Source organism: Hydrogenophaga sp. SL48 (assembly GCF_021729865.1).
Classification (GTDB): Bacteria; Pseudomonadota; Gammaproteobacteria; order Burkholderiales; family Burkholderiaceae_C; genus Hydrogenophaga.
The window spans coordinates 4,156,017-4,176,902 of the sequence record NZ_CP063400.1 but is presented as its reverse complement, the minus strand read 5'-3'; the positions used below and the strand labels follow the sequence as shown (position 1 = coordinate 4,176,902).

The window sequence follows — 20,886 nt, the reverse complement described above, 5'->3', positions numbered from 1 at the left end:
GGTCGGCGTGCACCCGCGACATCACGCGCAGCAGCGCCTCGATCACCGGCGCCACGGCGGTGCGCTGTCCCGGCAGCCGGTGGGCGGCGGCCGCGCGCGCGCGCCAGGTGCCAGTCGATGTGGCGGCGAGCGCGCGCCACCTGTTCCTGAACCAGCGGCGCCAGCGCGGGCGCACCGGCGCCGGCGGACTGGGCCGCCTGGTCCATGACGGCCAGCGGCGTTTTCAGCGCGTGGGCCAGGTTGCCCGCCTGGGTGCGCGCCCGCTCCACGACCTCGGCGTTGCGGTCCAGCACGCCGTTGAAGTCGTCGATCAGCGGCTGCAGCTCGGCGGGGAAGCGACCCTGCAGGCGCTGCGAGCGGCCTTCCCGCACGTCCGCCAGCGCGCCCCCGAGCGCCCGCAACGGGGACAGGCCCACGCCCACCTGCGCCAGGGCCGCCATGATCAGCAGGGCGCCCAGCGCGGCCAGCGAGGCGGCCAGCACGCCGGTGAACCGGCTCACGGCGGCCGCGTTCTCCGTCACGTCGGCCGCCACGATCAGGCGCCAGGCGGCGCCGGGTGGTTCGGCGGTGCGCACGGTGCGCTCCACCAGCATCAGCGGCGCGTCCTGCGGACCCTGGCCCTCATGCCGGTGCAGCGCACCGTCGGCCAGGGCGTCGTCGGGCAGGGTCAACACGGTGTCCCACAGGGAGCGTGAGCGCAGTTCGCCGCGGCGCGTCTCGCCGCCGGGGACCACGCGGTCGAGCTGCCAGTACAGGCCCGAGTACGGTTTCTGCCAGCGCGGGTCCGACAGCCGGCCGGTGTCGATCACGGGTTGCCCGGTGGCGTCGACATCCAGGCGGGCCGTGAGCTGGTCGAGCTGCTGCGTCAGCACCGCCTCGAACTGGCGCGTCACGTGTTCGCGGAACAGGCTGCCGAGCAGCACGCCCGCCAGCACCAGCGCCAGCACCAGGGCCACCAGCGTGGCGGCCAGCAGGCGAAAGCGCAGGGAAGCGGCCCAGCGGCCGAGTGGTGTCACTACCTGGTCTTCCCGGTCGATCGCGCCCGATCCCACCGTGGCACACCGCACAACCGGCTTTGCCGGGGTGCCGGTGTGGCCCCCTTGAGGGGGGATGCGGCTACGCGAAGCGAGCAAGCGACGGGGGAGGGCTTCATGTCAATCGGTAACCCATGCCGCGCACGGTTTCGATCATCCCGGCGGGCAGCTTCTTGCGCAGGCGGCCCACGAACACCTCGATGGTGTTGGAGTCGCGGTCGAAGTCCTGGGCATAGATGTGTTCGGTGAGTTCGGTGCGCGAGACCACGGCGCCGGGGCGGTGCATCAGGTAGTCGAGCACCTTGTGTTCGTGGCTGGTCAGCGCCACCGGCTGGCCCGCCAGGGTCACGCGGCCGCTGCGGGTGTCCAGCGCCAGCGCGCCGCACTGCAGCACGGGCGAGGCCAGGCCGCTGGCGCGGCGGATCAGCGCGCGCAACCGCGCCAGCAGTTCTTCCATGTGGAAGGGCTTGGTGAGGTAGTCGTCGGCGCCGGCGTCGATGCCGGCGACCTTCTCGCTCCAGTTGTCGCGCGCGGTCAGGATGAGCACGGGCACCTTGCGGCCCGCGTCGCGCCAGCGCTTGAGCACCGACAGGCCGTCGAGCATGGGCAGGCCCAGGTCGAGGATCACCGCGTCAAAGGTCTCGGTGTCGCCGAGAAAGTGGGCGTCGCGGCCGTTGTCGGCCTCGTCGACCGCGTAGCCGGCGGCGGTCAGGCCCGCGTTCAGCAGGCTGCGCAGCTGGGGGTCGTCTTCCACGAGCAGGATGCGCATGCCGTCTTTCCGGGCCGGTTCAGTGCGCGGGCGCGTGGCGCGCGGGTTCGCTGCCGGCGCGTGTCCTGCTGCGGATCACGGCGGCCGTCTGCGCATCCACCTTCAGCTTGACCAGCTGGCCCTGGCGCTGCAGCAGCTTGACCTCGTAGACCCACCGGTCGTGCTCGCGTTCGAGTTCGACCTCCAGCACCTCGCCGGGGTGCTCGCGCTCCAGCCGTTCCAGCACCGTGCGCAGGGGCAACACCTGCCCGCTCTGGACCGCTTCACGGGCGCGCTCGTGATCGCCGTGATCGCTTGCCTGGGCCGCGGTGAGCAGCCCGCCCAGCAGCACGGCCAGGGTGCTGCGCAGGAGGGCGCTGGAGCGGGGTGGGTCGGAGCGGGTCATGGCGGCATTGTGGAGCAACGCCGATGAATGGCCGATGAACGCGGGCTTCAGGCGGGGTTCAAGCGGCACTTCCAAAAATGCGGTCCATGTCCTGCGACACCGCCCACGTCCACCCACCTGCCGTCCCTTCTTCCGTCCGCTTCCTTCCTTCTTCTCATCGAACCCGCCATGACCACCGCCCGCTCCGTCTCCCTCTTCGCCGCCGGTCTTCTGATCAGTGTGTTTTCCATCGCCGCCCAGGCGGCCGAGACCACGCCCACCGCCCAGCTGCAGCACTGGAGCGCGCAGGCCGGTGCCCCCGGCAACGCCACCCGGGGCCAGACCTTCTTCAACGCCCAGCACGGTGGTGAGTGGTCGTGTGCCTCCTGCCACGGCACACCGCCCACCACCCAGGGCAAACACGCCAACACCGGCAAGGTGATCGCCCCGCTGGCGCCGGCCTTCAACGCCAAGGCCTTCACCGACAGCGCCAAGGTGGACAAGTGGTTCAAGCGCAACTGCAACGACGTGCTCAGCCGCGAATGCAGCGCGGTCGAAAAGGCCGACGTGCTGGCCTACCTGAACAGCTTGAAGTGAAGACCCCACCGGAGCCCGCCATGAACACCTTGTCGAACCGCCTGATCCGTCCCGGCCTGGCCGGTCTGCTGTGCCTGACGGCCCTGGGCGCCGCCCAGGCCGACGGCGGCCGCATGATGCCCAGCGACATGCCCAAGGCCTACACCGCCGAGTGCGCCGCCTGCCACACCGCTTACGCGCCGGGCCTGCTGCCCGCACGCTCGTGGCAGCGCATCATGACCGGTCTGGACAAACACTACGGCACCGACGCCTCGCTCGACGACGCGACGGTCAAGCAGCTCAGCACCTGGCTGCAGACCCACGCCGGCACCTACAAGCGGGTGAACGAAGCGCCGCCGCAGGACCGGCTCACCCGCTCGGCCTGGTTCGAGCGCAAGCACGACGAGATCCCGTCCGCGGTCTGGAAACACGCCAGCATCAAGAGCGCCGCCAACTGCGGCGCCTGCCACACGGGCGCCGACCGCGGCGACTTCGACGACGACCACATCCGGCTGCCGGCCGGCGTGAGCCTGGGCCGGCGCTGGCCCTGGAACGACTGAGCGGGGACCACCACCATGAACGTTGCTCCCACCCTCTCCACCGCCGCCACGGCACCCGCTGCCGCCCCGGGCCGCCGCGTCACCGACGCGCCCACGCGCATGTTCCACTGGCTGTTCGCGCTGAGCTTTGTCGGCGCCTACCTGACGGCCGACGGCGAGCGCTGGCGCATGCTGCACGTCACCCTGGGCTACACGATGGCGGGCCTGCTGGTCTTCCGCGTGCTCTACGGCCTCTTCGGTCCGCGCCAGGCCGGCCTGGGCCTGCTCTGGCGCAAGCTGGGCAGCGCACCCGCGTGGCTCCGGTCGCTGCGCACCGCGCCGTCGCTCGCCGCGATCCACTGGCGCCAGGGCCAGAACCTGCTGATGGCGCTGGCGGTGGTGGCCCTGCTGGTGCTGGTGTTGCCCCTGACGCTGAGCGGCTACGCGACCTTCAACGAGTGGGGCGTGTTTCCCGGCGACGACACGCTGGGCGAGCTGCACGAGTTCTTCGGCGAGGCGATGCTGTTCGTGGTGCTGGCGCACCTGGCGCTGATCTTGGCCTTGAGCGTGCTGCGCCGAAAGAACCAGGCGGCGCCCATGCTGACCGGCCGGGTCGACGGGCCGGGTCCGAACCTGGTGCCGCACAACCGGGGCTGGCTGGCTGCCCTGCTCCTGATGGCCGTGCTGGCCTACGGCGCCTGGGAATGGCAACAATCGCCCCGGGGGCTGGTGCCCACCAGCGCCTGGAGTCAGGTGTCGTCGGGGGACGGTGATGACGATTGATCAACATCCTCATGACAGAAAGCGGGTGACGCCATGACCGTCTGGATGTGTGTGGTGTGCGGCTGGGTCTACGACGAAGCCGCCGGTCTGCCCGATCACGGCATCGCGCCGGGCACGCGCTGGGCCGACGTGCCGGGCGACTGGCGCTGCCCGGAGTGCGGCGTGGGCAAGGCCGACTTCGTGATGACCGGGCTGTGAGGCCGTGTCGCGGTGGGGGGCGGGGCGGCGCAGTGCCTACAATTTGCCCCGGTGCCAATGTGGCACCGCATCCAACGCGCCGGCGGTTCCGCTGACCGGCTGAGGCCTCATCATGCAATTCATCCGCTTCTCCGATCTCTGCGCCCAGGGCAAGGCCCAGGGCCAGCGCGTCTTCATTCGCGCCGACCTCAACGTGCCGCAGGACGATGCCGGCAACATCACCGAAGACACGCGCATCCGCGCCAGCATCCCGGCCATCCAGATGGCGCTGGACGCCGGGGCCGCCGTCATGGTGACCAGCCACCTCGGCCGTCCCACCGAGGGCGAGTTCAAACCCGAAGATTCGCTGGCGCCGGTCGCTGCGCGTCTGGGCCAGCTGATGAACCGCCACATCCGCGTCGTGGCCAACTGGGTCGATGGCGACTTCTCGGTCGCCCCCGGTGAGGTGGTCATGCTGGAGAACTGCCGCCTGAACGTGGGCGAGAAGAAGAACAAACCCGAGCTGGCCGCCAAGCTCGGCAAGCTCTGCGACATCTTCGTGCACGACGCTTTCGGCACCGCGCACCGCGCCGAAGGCACGACCTACGGCATCGCCGAGACCGCGCCCATCGCCTCGGCCGGCCCGCTGCTGGCGGCCGAGATGGACGCCATCGGCAAAGCCCTGGCCAACCCGAAGCGCCCGCTGATCGCCATCGTCGCTGGCAGCAAGGTCAGCACCAAGCTCACCATCCTGCAGGCCCTGGCCAAGAACGTGGACGGCCTGATCGTCGGCGGCGGCATCGCCAACACCTTCATGCTCGCCGCCGGTCTGAAGATCGGCAAGAGCCTGGCCGAGCCCGACCTGGTCGGTGAAGCCAAGGCCGTGATCGAAGCCATGAAAGCGCGCGGCGCGGCCGTGCCGATCCCGACCGACGTGGTCTGTGCCAAGAGCTTCAGCCCCGACGCCGTGGCCACGGTGAAAGCCGCGACCGACGTGGCCGACGACGACCTGATCCTGGACATCGGCCCGCAGACCGCGCAGCTGTTGGCCGAGCAGCTGAAGAAGGCAGGGACCATCGTCTGGAACGGCCCGGTGGGCGTGTTCGAGTTCGCGGCGTTCGAGAACGGCACCAAGGTGATCGCGCAGGCGATCGCCGAATCGAGCGCTTTCAGCATCGCCGGTGGTGGCGACACGCTGGCCGCCATCGCCAAGTACGGCATCGAGAAGGACGTGGGCTACATCTCCACCGGCGGTGGGGCCTTCCTCGAAGTGCTGGAAGGCAAGACCTTGCCGGCGTTCGAGGTGCTCGCGCGGCGCGCCAACGGTTGAGTCACACCTCGTACGTGTGAAGGGGAACGCCTGCACCTCGCGCAGGCCGATGGCGGCACCCCCGTTCTCCGGGCCACGCTCGCCGTCGAATGGGCAGGTGCGCCTCCGCTGCTGCGTCAACACCGTCGCAGCGCGCAAGCTCCGTGGCAACGGCGAATGGGGCCTGCGCCCGGGGGAACCGCCATCGTCCTCAACGACAGAAGGGCGTGCCTGCGGGTTCGCTCAAACATCACGTCGGACCACCTGCCCCTGCCCAAACAGCCCGAGCGCCGAAGGTCAGAACGACCGGGGGCCAGCGCGCGCTCCGGCGAGAAGTGCCCCACCCAGGATGCGGTGGAACCGGCTTCGCCGGGCCACTCGCATCGCCCCCTTGGGGGGTGACGCCGCAGGCGGCGCAGGGGGGTCCTATTCCACCACCATGTCCAAGCGCAAACCCGTCTGACGCACCACCGATTGCCAGCGCTCACCCTCCGCCAGCAGCAGGTCGTGCAGCTCACCCGGGGTCGAGGCCTGCACCTGTGCGCCATCGGCCTGCATGCGCGCCACCACGTCCGGGTCCTTCAACACCGTGTTGAGGGCGGTGTTCAGCTGGCGCGTCACCGCGTGCGGCGTCCTGGCCGGCGCGAACAGCGCGTACCACTGCGTGAGCGACACACCGGGCACACCCGCCTCCATCAGCGTCGGCACCTCGGGCCAGGCCGGCAGGCGCTCATTGCCGGCCACCGCCAAGGCCTTCAGTCGCCCGCTGCGCAGGTACGGTTGCGCGGTGAACAGGCTGGGGAACATGAGCTGCACCAGGCCGTTGGCCACGTCGGCAATCGCCGGCGCCGCGCCCGCGAAGTCCACGCGCTTGAGCCGCGTGCCGGTCTGCAGCTGGAACAGCTCGGCCGCGAAATGCGGCACCGTGCCCTCGCCGGCCGAGGCGTAGGCCAGCGGCGTGGGCGCGTCGCGCAGCAGGCGCACCAGCTCCGCCACGCTGTTCACCGGCAGGGCGGCCGGCACCACCAGCAGCGTGGGTGAATAGCCGATCAGACCGATGGGCGAGAAGTCGGTCACCGGGTCGTAGCGCAGCTTCTGCAGCGCGGGGTTGATGCCGTGCGTGGCGATGTAGCCGAACAGCAGGGTGTGACCGTCGGCGTCGGCGGCGGCCACGTACTCGCTGGCGATGCTACCGTTGGCGCCCGCGCGGTTGTCCACCACCAGCGGCTGGCCCAGCAGCGGCCCGAGCTTGCGCGTGAGCGTGCGCGCCATGGTGTCGTTGCCGCCGCCCGCGCTGGTGGGCACGATGACGTGCAGCTCGCGCTGCGGGAAGCTGCGCACCGCTGGGGTCTGCTGCGTGGTCGTGCTGGCCTCGGCGGACGCAGCGGGCGGGAACACGTAGCCCGGCAGGTGCAGCATGCCCTGCATGATCTTGCGCGCGGTGCGCACCAGCGCGGCGCTCTTGATCTCGATGCGCTCGCCCTCGCCCTCCAGGTCCACCGCCACATCGATCTGGCCGGCCGGGTGCAGCACCACCAGCGCATGGCGTCCGGCCGGGCGCGCGATGCCGCTGGCCACCGTGCCGGGCAGGGCGAAGGCCGTGGCCACGCCGATGGCGCCGGTGACCGCGTGTGAAGCGTGGCACTTGTGCGGCGTGAAGTAGCGCGAGGTGATGCTGTCCAGCGTGTCGCCCGCGCTCACCAGCACCGGCTTGGGGATCACGCTGCCCGACACATCGCCCAGGCCCATGCGCCGGCCGGCCTCCAGCCGCAGCGCCTCGATGCGCGCGAGCAGGGCGGTGTTGGCGTCCAGCTCGGCCGGCCTCTCGCGGCCCGTGAGGCCGAGGTCGATGGCGCGCAGCACCATCAGCGGCATGGCCGCGTCGATGCAGGTCACCTCCAGCCCGTCGATGAGGTCGATGCGCTGGCCGGTGGGGAACACCTGGCCGGTGACCGCGCCCCAGGCGTCGAGGAAGTTCAGCAGGATGGGCGCCGCCGTGCCGGCCACGCCGTCGATGCGCGCGTCGCCCTCGTAGCTGACCTTGCCGCCGGGCGTGCACACCGTGACCTCGATCTGCGAGCCGGTGTTCACGTTGTGGATGCGCACCGTGGTGGTGCCGTCCTGCGCGGTGATCAGCCCCTGCTCGATGGCGAACGGCGCCACGCCCGAGAGCATGTTGCCGCAGTTGGGCCGCGTGTCCACCGAGCGGTGACCGACGCCGACCTGGGCGAACAGGTAGTCCAGGTCGCAGTCGGGCACCGTGGAGCGCGAGACGATGGCGACCTTGCTGTTGAGCGTGCTGCCGCCGCCCAGGCCGTCGAGCTGCAGCGGGTCCGACGCTCCGATGGCGCCGATCAGCGCCTGGTCGCGCGCCTCATCGCCCTCGGGCAGCCAGTCGCGCAGGAAGAAGGGGCCGCGCGAGGTGCCGGCGCGCATCAGGACACAGGGGATGGAGAGGGACATGGCGTGGTGCAGGGTGAGGGTGGAGCGCAGAGCCGGTCGTGCTTTCGCCAGGGCACCGCCGGGCGGCCCTTCGACAAGCTCAGGGCAGACGGCCAGTGCCGCCCCCCTTGGGGGGGGATCCGAAGCGGCGCGGGGGGTATTCAGTTCACTCTGCCGTCAGCTTGGCCTTCACCACCACGGCCTTCCACTTCGCCAGCTCGCTCCTGACGAGTCCGCCGAGTTGCTCGGGCGTGCTGGTCTCCACGTCGGCGCCGTGGTCCTCCATGCGCTTGACCACCTCCTTGTCGGTCAGCACGGTGTTGAGCGCCTGGTTGATCTTGGTCACCACGTCCTTGGGCGTCTTGCCCGGCGCGAAGATCGCGTACCACTGCTGCACCTCGACGCCGTCCACACCGGCCTCCTTCATGGTGGGCACGTCGGGCAGCAGCGGCGAGCGCTTGGGGCCGGCGATGGCCAGGGCCTTGAGCTTGCCGCCCTTGACGTGCGGCAGCGCGGTGAACAGGCTGGGGAACATGAACTGCGTCTGGCCGCCGATGGTGTCGTTCACCGCCGGCGCCGCGCCCTTGTAGGGCACGCTGATCATCTCCACGCCCGCGTTCATCTTGAACAGCTCGCCCGCGAAGTGCGGCGCCGTGCCGTTGCCGGCGGTGGCGTACACGTAACGCTCGGGCTTGGCCTTGAGCTGGGCCACGAGGTCCTTCACGTCCTTCACCGGCGTGGCGCCGTTCGCCACCAGGAGCGTGCCCGAGTAGCCCACCAGGCCCACGGGTTCGAAGTCGGTCACCGGGTCGTAGCGCAGCTTCTGCAGCGCGGGGTTCATGGCGTGGGTGGCGATGTAGCCCAGCATCAGCGTGTGGCCATCGGGCGCGGCGCGCGCCACGGCCTCGCTGGCCAGCGCGCCGTTGGCGCCGGCCTTGTTCTCCACGATCACGCTCTGGCCCAGCAGCGTGCCCAGCTTCTGCGCGATGGTGCGCGCCATCAGGTCGTTGCCGCCACCGGCGGCGGTGGGCACGACGATGGTGATGGTCTTGGTGGGGAAGGCCATGGCGGCGGGGGCGAAGGCGGCGGTCAGGGCGAGGGTGATCGCGGTCCGTGTGATGTTCATGGTTTGTCTCCTGTCGGTTGAAAGTGGGTGAATCATCCGGCGATCGAAGGCATCTGTGAATTGCATTGTTGGGATCGATTGATCCACAATGTGCATCAATCAAAACGCCCCCGACCGGTCCCTTCCATGTCCGCACACTTCGATCTCAACGACCTGTTCGCCTTCCGTGCCGTGGCCGAACTAGGCAATTTCCGCAAGGCCGCCGAGTCGGTGCACATCTCGCAGCCCGCCTTCAGCCGGCGCATCGACAAGCTGGAGCAGGCGCTGGGCGTGCGGCTGCTGGAGCGCAGCACGCGCCGCGTCAGCCTGACGGTGGTGGGGCGCGATTTCGACCGTCAGCTGCGCCAGATCCTCGATGCGCTGGACACCACGCTGCTCGGCATCCGCGGCGTGGCGGCCACGCGCATGGGCGAGGTCACCATCGCGGCCGTGCCCTCGGCGGTGAACTACTTTCTCTCCAGTGTGATCGCGCGTTACCACGAGCGCTACCCGCGCGTTCGCATCAAGATCATCGACGAGAGCGCCAACGCGGTGCTGCTGGCGGTGGCGCGCGGCGAGGCCGATTTCGGTCTCAATTTTGTCGGCTCGCAGGAGGCCGACGTGGAGTTCAAGCCGCTGAAGGAAGAGCAGTTCGTCGCGGCCTGCCGGCGCGACCACCCGCTGGCCAAGAAGCGCCAGGTGCGCTGGGCCGAGCTCGCGCAGCACGACTACATCGCGGCCGACAAGGTGTCGGGCAACCGCCTGCTGCTCGACCAGGCCCTGGCCGGCATGGTTGGTCAGCCGCAGAGCCTGTACGAAACGCGGCACGGCACCACCATGATCGGTCTGGTGGAAGCCGGGCTGGGCGTGGCGGTGGTGCCCTCGATGGCCATGCCGGCGAAGGACCACCCGCTGCTGGTCAGCGTGCCGCTGGTGGACCCGGTGGTCAAACGCATGGTGGGCCTGATCAAGCGGCGATCCACCGTGCTCGCGCCGGCGGCGCAGGAGTTCTACAACCTCTGCGCCGAGATGCAGACCGGCCCGCCGCGCCGGCGCAGGGCGTCGCGCGCGTAGGGGCGCTTATTTGGGTTTGCGTGTGGGAATGCGCAGCACCACCCCGGCACCGATGGCGGCCGCGACCAGCAGCACCAGCTGCACCACTGGGCGCCCCTGAAAGTGCCAGATCGAGACACTCACCATCAGCAGCATCGACCCGACGGCGATGGCCTTGCTGCGGCGCGTCAGGCTGCGGTCGCTTTCCCAGTCGCGCAGCATCGGGCCGGTGAGGCGGTGGTTGAGCAGCCAGGTGTGCAGCCGCGGCGAGGCCTTGGCGTAGCAGGCGGCGGCCAGCAGCACGAAGGGTGTGGTCGGCAGGCCTGGCAGCACCACGCCGATGAGGCCCAGCACCAGCGCCAGCGACCCCGCCACCCACAGCAGGCCGCGCACCAGCCGCGAGCGGTGGGGCGTGGGCGCCTCGCTCATGGCGCGAACAGACCCAGGGGATGGTGCGCCACCGCGATGCTGGCCATGAAGCCCACGACGGCCAGCGCGGCGAACAAACACCCGGCCTTGGCCATCCGCGTCGGCGCCCGCTTGAGCGCGAGCGTACCAAGCACGATGTAGACGATCAGCAGCACCAGTTTCGCGAGCAGCCAGTGGTCCTGCGTGGGGTTGAGCTGCCGCAGCCACCAGAGCGATCCGCCCGCGAGCAGCAGCAGCGAGTCGATCACCGGGCTCAGGCCGCGCGCCCAGGCCTGCATCGGCCAGGCCTGCCCGGCCAGCACGCCGATGCCCCGTGCCGCGAACAGCGACACGCTGAGCGTCACGAGGTTGATGTGCAGCGGGAGGAGCCAGGGGTAGAGGGCGGCGACCCATTCGGGAGACGGCATGGTGTGCGCATCATAGGTCGGCGCGCCGCGGTGGAGCATGGGGGCCAGCGATCCGGCGCCGGGCCGCCCCAAGCCGGATCAGCCCCCTCGGGGGGCAGCGACCCGCGCTGCGGCGGAGCGTGGGGGCCTTTACCCTTCCAGCGTCGGGTAGTCGGTGTAGCCCTTTTCGCCGCCACCGTAGAACGTGGCTTTGTCGGGGGCGTTGAACGGGCCGCCCGCGCGCAGGCGGGCCACCAGGTCGGGGTTGGCGATGTAGGTCTTGCCGAAGGCCACGAGGTCGGCGCCGTCGGCCAGCGCCTGCTGGGCCAGCGTCAGGTCGTAGCCGTTGTTCACCATCCAGGCGCCCTGGCCGCCGGCCGCGCGGTAGCTGGCCTTGAGCCCCGCGTAGTCGAACGGCCGGTCCGGCAGTTCGCGCGGGCCGCCCGTGGCGCCTTCTATCAGGTGCACGTAGGCCAGCTGGTAGGGCGCGAGCTTGCGCACCACGTGGTCGAACAGCGGCTGCGGGTCGGTGTCCACCACGTCGTTGGCCGGGGTCACCGGCGAGAGCCGGATGCCGGTGCGCGCGCCGCCGATGGCGTCGGTCACGGCGGCCACCACTTCGAGCAGCAGGCGCGCGCGGTTGGTGACGCTGCCACCGTAGTCGTCCTTGCGCTGGTTGCTGCCGGTCTTGAGGAACTGGTCGATCAGGTAGCCGTTGGCGGCATGGATCTCCACGCCGTCAAAACCCGCTGAGATCGCGTTGAGCGCGGCGTGGCGGTAGTCCTGCACGATGCCGGGAATCTCTTCGGCGTCGAGCGCGCGCGGCTCGGAGGTGTCGACGAAGGTGGGCACGCCGTCCCTGATCAGCACGGTCTTGGTGTGGGCGCGGATCGCCGAGGGGGCAACCGGTTTCTGGAAGTGCGGCTGCAGGTCGGTGTGCGAGACGCGGCCGACGTGCCAGAGCTGGGTGACGATCTTGCCGCCCGCGTCGTGCACGGCTTTCGTCACGCGCTTCCAGCCGTCGAGCTGTTCGGTGCCGTACAGGCCGGGCACGTCGGCGTAGCCCTGGCCCTGCTGGGTGATGGCGGTGGCCTCGGTGATCAGCAGGCCGGCGCTGGCGCGCTGGGCGTAGTACTCGGCCATCAGCGGCGTGGGGATGGCGTCGGGCGCGCGGTTGCGCGTGAGCGGGGCCATGACGATGCGGTTGGACAGGCTCAGGGCGCCGACTTGCAGGGGTTCAAACAGGGTGGTCATGGGTGGGGGTGGCGGGTTGGGTAGGTGGTGTGGCCCAGTCTACGCTTCACGGTCCGCGCGGTCGGTCGCCGACGGACGGTGACCCCACAGCGGGTGTTTCAGAAAGCGATGACAGGCGGTATAACCTGGCCCATGTTCCACCTCCGGGAAATCGACCACCTCGTGCTGCGCGTCGTGAATCTCGATGCCATGCTGCGTTTCTATTGCGATGTGCTGGGCTGTCGCATCGAGCGCCGCCAGGACGGCATCGGGCTGGTGCAGTTGCGTGCCGGGCGCTCACTGCTCGACCTGGTGCCGGTGGACGGGCCGCTTGGTCGCGCCGGCGGCGCGGCGCCGGGCGCGCAGGGGCGCAACCTCGACCATTTTTGTTTCCGGGTGGAGCCGTTCGACGAGGCACAGATCCGCGCCCAGCTCCAGGCGCACGGCGTCGAGGCCGGCGAGCTGGCCTCGCGCTATGGCGCCGAGGGCGAAGGTCCCTCGCTCTACGTCACCGATCCCGAAGGCAATGTGGTGGAACTCAAGGGGCCGCCCGATGGCGCGCCCCCTGAGCTGTGATCAGGCCGTGCGGCCCTGCTGCAGCACCTCACGCAGGCCCGCGAAGCGCCTGCGGTACTGGGCCGGTGTGAGGTTGACCTCGCGCTTGAACAGGCGCGCGAAATAGCCCGCGTCTTCGTAGCCCACCTGGCCGGCGATGGCCTCGATCGAATCGTCGCTGCCCTCCAGCAACTGTTTGGCCTCTTCGAGCCGCACGTGGTGCACGTACTGCAGCGGTGATAAACCCGTGGCCTGCTGGAAGCGGCGCACGAAGGAGCGTTCGGCCAGGCCCGAGAGCCGCGTCATCGCCGCCACCGGGCTGGGCTCGCCGTAGTGGTCGGCGACCCAGAGCTGGCAGCGCGTGATGACCGCGTCGTCCGACTGCCGGCTCGCCGAGAGCCGCGCAAACGGCTGCTGGCCACTCCCGTGCCAGTCGATCAGGTACAGGCGCGCCATCTGCATCGCCGCCTCCAGACCCACCAGCCGGGCGATCAGGTACAGCGCGAGGTCTTGCCAGGAGGTGCCGCCACCGGCCATCACCAGGCGCTGGCCTTCGCCCGCGGTCACCAGCGCCCGCCGGCGGTGCAGGCGGATCCCCGGGTGGCGCTGCGCCAGCACGTCGCAATAGGCCCAGTGGGTGGTGGCGTCCTCGCCTTCGAGCAGGCCGGCTTCGGCCATCAGCAGCGCGCCCGAACAGGCCGCCGCGATGATGGCGCCCCGGGCATGGGCTTCGCGCAGCCAGGCCGCTTCGGCCTCATAGCGTCCGCGCAGGTCGGTGCTCGGCACCACGAACACCTCGGGGATGCAGATGACCTGCGGGGTAGGGGCGTTGGCGATGGAGCTGTCGGGCGCCAGGTGCACGCCGTTGGCAATGGTCAGGGGCTGGCCGTCGGCCGAGACGATCTGCACCCGCAGCAACGAGCGGCCCGGGCGGTCCTCCACCACCAGCGGCCAGTCGCGCCCCACGCCCATGAACATGTCGCTCATGCCGAACAGCATCGAGGCCGCCACCTCGGGCAGCGCCAGGATGGCCACGGTGGCGAGCGCCGGGGCGTCGTCGGGGTTGGACATGGCGGTTTTGTCGGGTGGCTGTCGGATTTGACTGCAGGTGAAAACGGTCCGTCTGCCTACAGTGCCTGACCGATTCTAGAACCGTCAAACCCCTTTCAACCCCTCACTGGAAACACCATGTCCTGGCCCGAGATCTTCACCCTGGCGGTGCTGCCCGCCTTCCTCCTGCTCGATGCCATCACCCACGCCCACGCTGGTCGCGTGCGCGGCTGGCGCTCGCGGGCCCTGTCCATCACCGTGGTCAACACCGGGCTGGCGCTGTTCGTCGGCCACCTCTGGAGCCGCTTCTTCGGAGGCCTGCACGTCTTTGACGGGGTCGCCCTCGGCACCGCCGGCGGTGCGGCGCTGGGCGTGCTGGTGTACCAGCTCTTCCACTACGGGTACCACCGCAGCGCGCACCGTTTCGACACCCTCTGGCGCCTGGGCCACCAGATGCACCACAGCGCCGAATCGCTCGACCCCTGGGGTGCCTTCTACCTGCACCCGCTGGACACGGCGCTGTTCACCACGCTTTCCAGCCTGGTGCTGTTTCCGCTGCTCGGCCTGAGCCCCGAAGCGGGTGCCTGGGCGGTGGCGCTGCTGACCTTTCTCTCGGTGTTCCAGCACACCCGTGTGCGCACACCGACCTGGCTGGGCTACCTGATCCAGCGACCCGAAAGCCACGCCATCCACCACCAGCGCGGCGTGCACGCGCACAACTACGCCGACCTGCCGCTGTGGGACCTGCTGTTCGGCACCTTCCGCAACGGACCGGCGAACGCGCCCTGGCCCGAACTGGGTTTCCACGACGGCGCCTCTGCGCGCATTCCCGACATGCTGGTGTTCCGCGACGTGTCGCGCGCCCGGCCCTGATCCCCTTCCTTCCCTTTTTTCCTCACCCCAACCCTGGAGCATTCCCATGACCACGAAAGACACCGTCGGCCACACCCTCTCGGGCGGCAACGCCCACGCCCACGACCTGCTGGAGCAGGCCCTGCATCAGTTCCGCTGTTTTGCCGACAACCCCCTGGCCACCGCCGAAGCGGCGCTGGCCGAAGCCCCCGACCTGGTGATGGCCCAGGTGCTGCGCGCCTGGCTTTTCCTGCTGTCCTCGGAAGCGGCAGCCGTGGCGCCCGCCCGCGAGGCCCTGGCGGCCGCGCGCGAGTTGCCGCACAACGAACGCGAGGCCTGGCACCTGCGGGCCATCGCGCAGCTGTGCGACGGCCAGTGGCGCGCCGCCGCGCTCACGCTGGAAGACCTGAGCGCGCACCACCCGCTGGACGCGCTGGCCCTGCAGGCCGGCCAGCAGCTCGACTTCTTCGTGGGCGACTCGCGCATGCTGCGCGACCGCATCGCGCGCGCCCTGCCCGCGTGGTCCGCCACCCTGCCCGGCTGGCACGCGGTGCTGGGCATGCAGGCCTTCGGGCTCGAAGAAACCGGCGACTACGCCCGCGCCGAACGCCTGGGGCGCCAGGCCGTGGACCTGCAGCCCCGCGACGCCTGGGCGCAGCACGCGGTGGCCCACGTGCTGGAGATGCAGGGCCGGCGCGACGAGGGCATCGAGTGGATGCGGGGCAACGAAGGCTGGCAGACCGACAACTTCCTGGCCGTGCACAACTGGTGGCACCTCGCGCTGCACCACCTCGCGCAGGGCGATCTGCCCGAGGTGCTGGCGCTGTACGACGGGCCGATCCACGGCCACCGCCCCGAGGTCCATGTGGAGCTGGTGGACGCGAGCGCCTTGTTGTGGCGGCTGGACCTGCAGGGGGCGGACGTGGGCGCGCGCTGGGAGCGCCTGGCCGAGCGCTGGGCGCCCTTCGCGGGCGACGGCCACTACGCCTTCAGCGACTGGCACGCGGCCATGGCCTTCGTGGCCGCCGGACGCGAAGACCTGCTGCAGACGCTGCTGCAGGCCCAGCGCATTGCGATGGCCAGCGAGGGCGACAACGCGGCCTTCACGCGCGAGGTCGGCTCGGCGGTCACGCAGGCCTGCGTCGCCTTCGGGCAGCAGGACTGGGCGCGTGCGGTGGCCCTGCTGCGCCCGGTGCGCAGCCAGTCGCACCGTTTCGGTGGCAGCCATGCGCAGCGCGACCTGATCGACCTCACGCTGATCGCGGCGGCCCAGCGCAGCGGCCAGAAAGCCCTGGCGCGCGCGCTGGAGCAGGAGCGCCTGGCCCTGGCCCGGCAGCGCCTGCCCGCGCGGCGCGAGGCGCTGACCGCCTGAATCCCGTTCCTTCCCACCTTTCGCCGGCCCCGCCGGCCTTGAGCCATGCACACCGTACCGCTGTCCCTGCCTTCCACCCTGCGCCTGTCGCGCCGGCCGCACCCGGCCGCCAGCGCGCGCCCCGCCGCCGACACCTGGGTGCTGCCCAGGGGGGCCCTGCAATGCATCACGCGGCCACTGGGCTGCCGCATCGAGTGCATCGCCGGGCGGGCCTGGATCACCCATGACCGCGACCCGCGGGACACCGTGCTGGATGCGGGTGAAAGCCACACCTGCGACCGACCCGAGCGCCTCATCGTGCAGGCTCTCGAAGCGCTCACCCTGCGGGTGCTCCCGCCCGCCGGGTGAGCCGGATGGCGGCGCGTTGACCGCGTTTCCCCTGCGTTGGCGCTCCGGTGGTGCCATCAAGGCACGCTGATCCGGTGGGTGGAGGCGGCTCGCCAGGGGAGGGGGACAGGGGTCTTTCGTGGGCTCACCGGCCGGCGGGATGCAAAGCATCTGACAATGCGGTCCATGAATCCCATGCCCAAGCCCCTGCAAGACATCCGCCTCTCCCTGCTCGATCTCGTGGCCGTGCGCGAAGGCGGCACGGTGGCCGATGCGCTGGCCATCGCCCTGCGCACCGCACAGCACGCGGAGGCCCTGGGCTTCACGCGTTACTGGCTGGCCGAGCACCACAACATGAGCGGCATCGCCAGTTCGGCCACGGCCGTGCTGGTGGGCCACGTGGCCGGCGCCACGCAGCACATCCGCGTGGGCTCGGGCGGCGTCATGCTGCCCAACCACGCGCCGCTGGTGGTGGCCGAGGCCTTCGGCACGCTGGCCGAGCTCTACCCCGGCCGCATCGACCTCGGTCTGGGCCGGGCGCCCGGCACCGACCCCATGACCATGCGCGCACTGCGCCGCGACCGGCGCGAGACCGAAGAGGACTTTCCGCGCGACGTGATGGAGCTGCAGCGTTTGCTGGGCGATGCGGTGCCGGGCCAGAAGCTGATCGCCATGCCGGGCGCCGGCACGCACGTGCCGATCTGGCTGCTGGGATCGAGCCTGTTCTCGGCCCAGCTCGCGGCCGAGCGCGGCCTGCCCTACGCCTTCGCCTCGCACTTTGCGCCGCGTTACCTGCTGCAGGCGCTGGACCTGTACCGCCACAACTTCAAGCCGTCCGCCGTGCTCGACAAGCCCTACGCCATCGTCGGCGTGCCGCTGATCGCCGCGCCCACCGACGAGGAAGCCGATTTCCTGGCCAGCAGCACCTACCAGCGCGTGCTCGGCATCCTCACCGGCCAGCGCGGCCAGCTGCCGGCGCCGGTGGCGGGTTTCCTGGCGGGACTGGACCCGCAGGCCCGCGCCGGCATCGCCGACTTCCTGGCCTGCGCGGTGGTGGGCGGGCCCGACACGGTGCGCGCCGGCCTGCAGCGGCTCGCCGAGGCCACGCAGGCCGACGAGTTCATGCTGGTGAGCGACGTGTTCGACCCTGCGCTGCGCCTGCGCTCGCTGGACATCGCGGCGGCGGCGATGCGCGAAGCGGTGGCGGCCTGAGTGGCCTGAGGTCCCGCAGCGCCCCGGGGGCCGGCCGCGCCTCGGGTCAGCGCGCCGAGGGCACAGACCCCTTGAGCCAGTCGCGCGGCGAGTGCCCGGACCGGGCGGCAAACGCACGGCTCAGGGCCGACGGGTTGGCGTAGCCCAGGTCGCTGGCCAGCTGCTTGATGGACGCGCCCTGCAACAGCCCCGCCTGCGCCAGGCCGATGCGCCAGTCGGTCAGGTAGCCCGCCGGCGTCTGGCCGACCAGGTCCCGAAACCGCTGGGCGAAGCTGGTGCGCGACATGCCCGCCACCGCGGCCAGTTGCTCGACGCTCCAGGGCGCGCCGGGCGCGTCGTGCAGGGCCACGAGCGCGCGCGCCAGCCGGGGGTCCGACAGGCCCGTGACCAGCCCGGGCGGCACCCCGGCCTCGCGCGGGTGGTCAAGCAGCCATCGCAGGGCCTGGATCAGCACCACTTCAAACAGCCGGTCGGCCAGCAGGCGGTGCCCGCAGCGCACCCGGTCGGTCTCGGCGAACAGCAGATCCAGCGCGGCCGCCAGCCCGTCCACCTGGTGCAGCGGCAGGACGAGCACGCCGGGCAGGGTGCGCACCAGCGGGTGCGCCTGGCCGCCGTCGAACCGCAGCTGCGCGCAGGTGAAGTCGCTGCCCTCGACCGGCGGGTTGTGGAAGTGGTGGGTGATGGCGCGCGGGTAGAACAGCAGCGAGGGTTCGCTGATCTGCAGGCGCCGCGGCACCCCTTGCCGGGCCGGGTGTGTGACCTTGAGCGTGCCCCGGCGCAGCACGTGCAGGTAGCCCGTGCCGGGCGCGGGGGTGAAGCTCTGCACACCGCAGAGCGTGCCGGTGAACGACAGCTGGGCGCGCACGGGAAAACGCTCCAGCAGGCCAGAGAGTCGGTCGACGGGTGGGGGTGTCGTGGTCATGGGGTGGCTGAACGAATGGGTATCCATCGTGTACGAAATGATCCCATTTGAACAGAAGGCGGAACGACACTGGGTGCCACGGGACCGCCGGCCGGCGGCCTGTTCCCAGCCCCACTCCAGGAGTTTTCCATGCGTTCCATCTCCCTTTCCTCCCCGCTGCGCGCCACCTGGCTGGTGGCTTCTCTGGCGTTGGCCGGGCCTGCCCTGGCCGATGGGGGCCGCGCCCACACCGGGGGCATCGCGACCGCGCCGGCCAAGGCGGTGCACGCGCCGTTCGATGTGGTGCACACCCGCATCAGCACCGAGGACAACGCCCTGGTGTTCCACATGCAGGTCTCGGGCAAGGCCGGGCGCACGCGGCCGACGAAGTCCGGCCAGCTGGCCGGCAGCCGGGTGTTCTCCTACGTCTGGCCCACCAGCCTGGACCCGGCCGAGGTGGGCTTCGAGCCCCAGGCCGGCATCCTGGCCTTCGCCGTCACCGCCCACCCCGACTTCGACGACACGCCGCTGTTCGACGAAAACGGCGACGGCCACCTGAAGAACGACGGCGGCGTGTGGCACTCGCACTGGGTGGTGCTGCGGCCCGACGAGGCCTGTGGCCAAGGGTCGCTGAAGGTGGTCGACATCCCCGAGGGCAGCCGGCCGCGCCTGCCCAAGACCTGGCCCGGCCTGCCGCTGCTGATCGACAGCCCCGGCTGGAGCCCCTCGTTCGAGCGCGACAGCGTGAACGTGCGCGTGCCCTTCGACAACGTGTCGGCGCTGCAGGCCCTGAAGTTCGACGGCGTGACCGCCGCACTGCGGGTGAACGCCAGCCTGCACACGCCGCTGCTGTGCGTGGCGAAGGTGTTCAAGGTGGCGTCGGGCGACCTCTCGCTGCCGGGCCAGGTGGACCGCTGAACTGGAACACCCCCGCCGCGCTTCGCGCGCCCCCCTCAAGGGGGCGGCACTGGCCGTCCGGCAAAGCCGGCCCGGCGGTGCCCTGGACGTATGAGCGCGCGACCCACGCGGTTGTAGAACGTGGCCTCAGTTCAGGCGCGGTGGCGTGCGCATCTGCTCGGGCGTGGTGAAGTAGGCGGAAGACGACCCCATGCGTTCACGCGCCCGCTCCAGCTCGTGCCGGGCCACGCTGCGCAGGTGCACCTCGTCGGGTCCGTCGAGCAGGTGCAGGGCGCGGCCCCAGGTCCAGAACTGCGCCAGCGGCGTGTCGGGCGAGAGGCCCATGGCACCGAAGATCTGCATGGCGCGGTCCACCACGCGGGTCTGCAGGCCTGCGGCCACCACCTTGATCGCGGCCACCTGCGCGCGCAAGGCCGCGGGCTCGGTGCGCTCCGGGTGGTCGAGCAGCCAGGCGCAGCGCAGCACCAGCAGGCGCGCCTGGTCGATCTCGATGCGCGACAGCGCGATCCACTCCTGCACGTTGGCGTAGTCGGCCAGGTATTTGCCGAAGGTCCGGCGCTCCAGCGCGCGTTCGGTGGCGAGCGCCAGCGCCAGCTCGCACTGGCCGATGGTGCGCATGCAGTGGTGCACGCGGCCCGGCCCCAGCCGCGCCTGCGCCATCGCAAAACCTTCGCCCCAGCCGCCGAGCAGGTGGTCGGCCGGCACGCGCACCTGGCGGAACACGATCTCGCCATGCCCCTCGGGCGCGTGGTGGTGCACCACGCTGATGTTGCGCACCACGTCCACGCCCGGCGTGTCCAGCGGCACCAGCACCATGCTGTGCTGGTGGTGCCGGGTCTCGGCCGCGGCGCTGTCGTCGGGCGCGTTGCGCGCCATCACGATCAACAGCCGGCAGCCCGGGTGCGCCACGCCGGTGATGAACCACTTGCGGCCGTTGAGCACGAGGTCGTCGCCCTCGCGCCGCACCGTGGTCTGCAGGTTGGTCGGGTCCGACGAGGCCACGTCGGGTTCGGACATGGCGAAGGCGGAGCGGATCGTTCCATGGAGCAGCGGCGTGAGCCACTGCGTGCGCTGCGCGGATGTGGCGAAGCGGTGCAGCAGCTCCATGTTGCCGGTGTCGGGCGCGCTGCAGTTGAACACCTCGGCCGCCCAGTGCAGTTGGCCCATGGCCTCGGCCAGCGGCGCGTAGTCGAGGTTGCCCAGCCGGGTGCCGGGCTCGTCTTCGCGCAGCCCGGGCAGGAACAGGTTCCACAGCCCTTCCTCGCGCGCCAGGGTCTTCAGGTCTTCGAGGAAGGGTGGCGGGTAGTCCCCCTGCTGCACCGCCTGGTGCCAGGCCGCGTTGTGCGGCAGCAGGTAGGTCTGCATGAAGGTCTCCAGCTGCTGCTGGAGCGCCTGCGCCCGGGGGCTGTGATCGAAGTCCATGCCGGGATTCTTCAGGCTCGGCGCGGTCCTGTCAGAACGCGCGTGACAGCCGCACCCGGTTGACGCAGATCAAGCCGG

The 20,886-nt window shown here is 70.8% G+C and carries 23 protein-coding genes; 13 read left to right on the top strand and 10 right to left on the bottom strand.

Annotated features, from left to right (window positions below; all coding sequences use genetic code 11):
- Positions 1–119: 119 nt before the first annotated feature.
- Complete coding sequence (locus IM738_RS26000; protein WP_336886531.1) at positions 120–695, top strand: hypothetical protein; 576 nt, start codon at positions 120–122, stop codon at positions 693–695.
- Positions 696–1,149: 454 nt separating this feature from the next.
- On the opposite strand, the gene IM738_RS19760 is transcribed toward IM738_RS26000, so the two are convergent.
- Together IM738_RS19760 and IM738_RS19755 are read right to left on the bottom strand one after the other, a co-directional pair.
- Complete coding sequence (locus IM738_RS19760; protein ID WP_236962745.1) at positions 1,150–1,803, bottom strand: response regulator transcription factor; 654 nt, start codon at positions 1,801–1,803, stop codon at positions 1,150–1,152.
- A gap of 19 nt (positions 1,804–1,822) precedes the next feature.
- Entirely contained in the window at positions 1,823–2,188 is a 366-nt protein-coding gene (locus tag IM738_RS19755) for a PepSY domain-containing protein (protein WP_236962744.1), read from the bottom strand.
- A 168-nt stretch (positions 2,189–2,356) separates the two neighbouring features.
- On the opposite strand from IM738_RS19755, the gene IM738_RS19750 reads away from it, so the two are divergent.
- From IM738_RS19750 to IM738_RS19730, 5 genes are all read left to right on the top strand, one after another.
- Positions 2,357–2,764, top strand: a complete 408-nt coding sequence (locus tag IM738_RS19750; RefSeq protein WP_236962743.1) for a DUF1924 domain-containing protein — start codon at positions 2,357–2,359, stop codon at positions 2,762–2,764.
- Between the two features lie 20 nt (positions 2,765–2,784).
- Positions 2,785–3,303 (top strand): diheme cytochrome c, encoded by a 519-nt coding sequence (locus IM738_RS19745; protein WP_236962742.1) that lies wholly within the window; start codon positions 2,785–2,787, stop codon positions 3,301–3,303.
- Between the two features lie 15 nt (positions 3,304–3,318).
- On the top strand, positions 3,319–4,065 hold the full coding sequence (locus IM738_RS19740; RefSeq protein WP_236962741.1) for a cytochrome b/b6 domain-containing protein: 747 nt from the start codon (positions 3,319–3,321) through the stop codon (positions 4,063–4,065).
- Between the two features lie 33 nt (positions 4,066–4,098).
- Entirely contained in the window at positions 4,099–4,263 is a 165-nt protein-coding gene (locus IM738_RS19735; RefSeq protein WP_236962740.1) for a rubredoxin, read from the top strand.
- Positions 4,264–4,375: 112 nt separating this feature from the next.
- Positions 4,376–5,572 carry a phosphoglycerate kinase gene (locus IM738_RS19730; protein WP_236962739.1) on the top strand — a complete coding sequence of 399 codons (1,197 nt, stop codon included), beginning with the start codon at positions 4,376–4,378 and terminating at the stop codon, positions 5,570–5,572.
- A gap of 405 nt (positions 5,573–5,977) precedes the next feature.
- On the opposite strand, the gene IM738_RS19725 is transcribed toward IM738_RS19730, so the two are convergent.
- Both IM738_RS19725 and IM738_RS19720 read right to left on the bottom strand, forming a co-directional pair.
- A complete protein-coding gene (locus tag IM738_RS19725; protein WP_236962738.1) occupies positions 5,978–8,014 on the bottom strand; it encodes a 4-oxalomesaconate tautomerase in 2,037 nt (678 codons plus the stop codon).
- Between the two features lie 145 nt (positions 8,015–8,159).
- Entirely contained in the window at positions 8,160–9,119 is a 960-nt protein-coding gene (locus tag IM738_RS19720) for a Bug family tripartite tricarboxylate transporter substrate binding protein (protein ID WP_236962737.1), read from the bottom strand.
- A gap of 126 nt (positions 9,120–9,245) precedes the next feature.
- Here IM738_RS19720 and IM738_RS19715 point away from each other — a divergent pair, with 126 nt between their 5' ends.
- Complete coding sequence (locus IM738_RS19715) at positions 9,246–10,172, top strand: LysR family transcriptional regulator (protein WP_236962736.1); 927 nt, start codon at positions 9,246–9,248, stop codon at positions 10,170–10,172.
- Between the two features lie 6 nt (positions 10,173–10,178).
- Here the strand turns inward: IM738_RS19715 and IM738_RS19710 are convergent, their stop codons facing one another.
- The 3 genes from IM738_RS19710 to IM738_RS19700 form a co-directional block, all read right to left on the bottom strand.
- Positions 10,179–10,580, bottom strand: coding sequence for a YbaN family protein (locus IM738_RS19710; RefSeq protein ID WP_236962735.1), 402 nt, complete (start codon positions 10,578–10,580; stop codon positions 10,179–10,181).
- Positions 10,577–10,987 carry a SirB2 family protein gene (locus tag IM738_RS19705; protein WP_236962734.1) on the bottom strand — a complete coding sequence of 137 codons (411 nt, stop codon included), beginning with the start codon at positions 10,985–10,987 and terminating at the stop codon, positions 10,577–10,579. The genes IM738_RS19710 and IM738_RS19705 overlap by 4 nt, the downstream gene beginning before the upstream one ends.
- Positions 10,988–11,116: 129 nt before the next feature.
- Positions 11,117–12,220 carry an alkene reductase gene (locus tag IM738_RS19700; protein WP_236962733.1) on the bottom strand — a complete coding sequence of 368 codons (1,104 nt, stop codon included), beginning with the start codon at positions 12,218–12,220 and terminating at the stop codon, positions 11,117–11,119.
- Positions 12,221–12,352: 132 nt separating this feature from the next.
- Between IM738_RS19700 and IM738_RS19695 the strand changes: the two genes are divergently transcribed.
- The gene (locus tag IM738_RS19695; protein ID WP_236962732.1) at positions 12,353–12,775 is read left to right on the top strand and encodes a VOC family protein; all 423 of its coding nucleotides are present in this window, start codon (positions 12,353–12,355) and stop codon (positions 12,773–12,775) included.
- Here the strand turns inward: IM738_RS19695 and IM738_RS19690 are convergent, their stop codons facing one another.
- Positions 12,776–13,825 (bottom strand): GlxA family transcriptional regulator, encoded by a 1,050-nt coding sequence (locus tag IM738_RS19690; protein WP_236962731.1) that lies wholly within the window; start codon positions 13,823–13,825, stop codon positions 12,776–12,778. It lies immediately after the preceding gene.
- A 117-nt stretch (positions 13,826–13,942) separates the two neighbouring features.
- Here IM738_RS19690 and IM738_RS19685 point away from each other — a divergent pair, with 117 nt between their 5' ends.
- The 4 genes from IM738_RS19685 to IM738_RS19670 all read left to right on the top strand — a co-directional run bounded on the left by IM738_RS19685 (position 13,943) and on the right by IM738_RS19670 (position 17,567).
- Positions 13,943–14,677: a sterol desaturase family protein gene (locus tag IM738_RS19685; RefSeq protein ID WP_236962730.1), complete on the top strand. Its 735-nt coding sequence runs from the start codon at positions 13,943–13,945 to the stop codon at positions 14,675–14,677.
- A gap of 46 nt (positions 14,678–14,723) precedes the next feature.
- Positions 14,724–16,028 carry a tetratricopeptide repeat protein gene (locus tag IM738_RS19680; RefSeq protein ID WP_236962729.1) on the top strand — a complete coding sequence of 435 codons (1,305 nt, stop codon included), beginning with the start codon at positions 14,724–14,726 and terminating at the stop codon, positions 16,026–16,028.
- Between the two features lie 45 nt (positions 16,029–16,073).
- A complete protein-coding gene (locus tag IM738_RS19675; protein ID WP_236962728.1) occupies positions 16,074–16,376 on the top strand; it encodes a DUF2917 domain-containing protein in 303 nt (100 codons plus the stop codon).
- A 165-nt stretch (positions 16,377–16,541) separates the two neighbouring features.
- The gene (locus IM738_RS19670; protein WP_236962727.1) at positions 16,542–17,567 is read left to right on the top strand and encodes an LLM class flavin-dependent oxidoreductase; all 1,026 of its coding nucleotides are present in this window, start codon (positions 16,542–16,544) and stop codon (positions 17,565–17,567) included.
- Positions 17,568–17,613: 46 nt separating this feature from the next.
- Here the strand turns inward: IM738_RS19670 and IM738_RS19665 are convergent, their stop codons facing one another.
- Positions 17,614–18,489 (bottom strand): AraC family transcriptional regulator, encoded by an 876-nt coding sequence (locus tag IM738_RS19665; protein WP_236962726.1) that lies wholly within the window; start codon positions 18,487–18,489, stop codon positions 17,614–17,616.
- 129 nt (positions 18,490–18,618) lie between these two features.
- On the opposite strand from IM738_RS19665, the gene IM738_RS19660 reads away from it, so the two are divergent.
- On the top strand, positions 18,619–19,386 hold the full coding sequence (locus IM738_RS19660) for a hypothetical protein (RefSeq protein WP_236962725.1): 768 nt from the start codon (positions 18,619–18,621) through the stop codon (positions 19,384–19,386).
- Between the two features lie 126 nt (positions 19,387–19,512).
- Here IM738_RS19660 and IM738_RS19655 read toward each other — a convergent pair whose 3' ends face one another.
- On the bottom strand, positions 19,513–20,808 hold the full coding sequence (locus IM738_RS19655; RefSeq protein WP_236962724.1) for an acyl-CoA dehydrogenase family protein: 1,296 nt from the start codon (positions 20,806–20,808) through the stop codon (positions 19,513–19,515).
- Between the last annotated feature and the right edge of the window lie 78 nt (positions 20,809–20,886).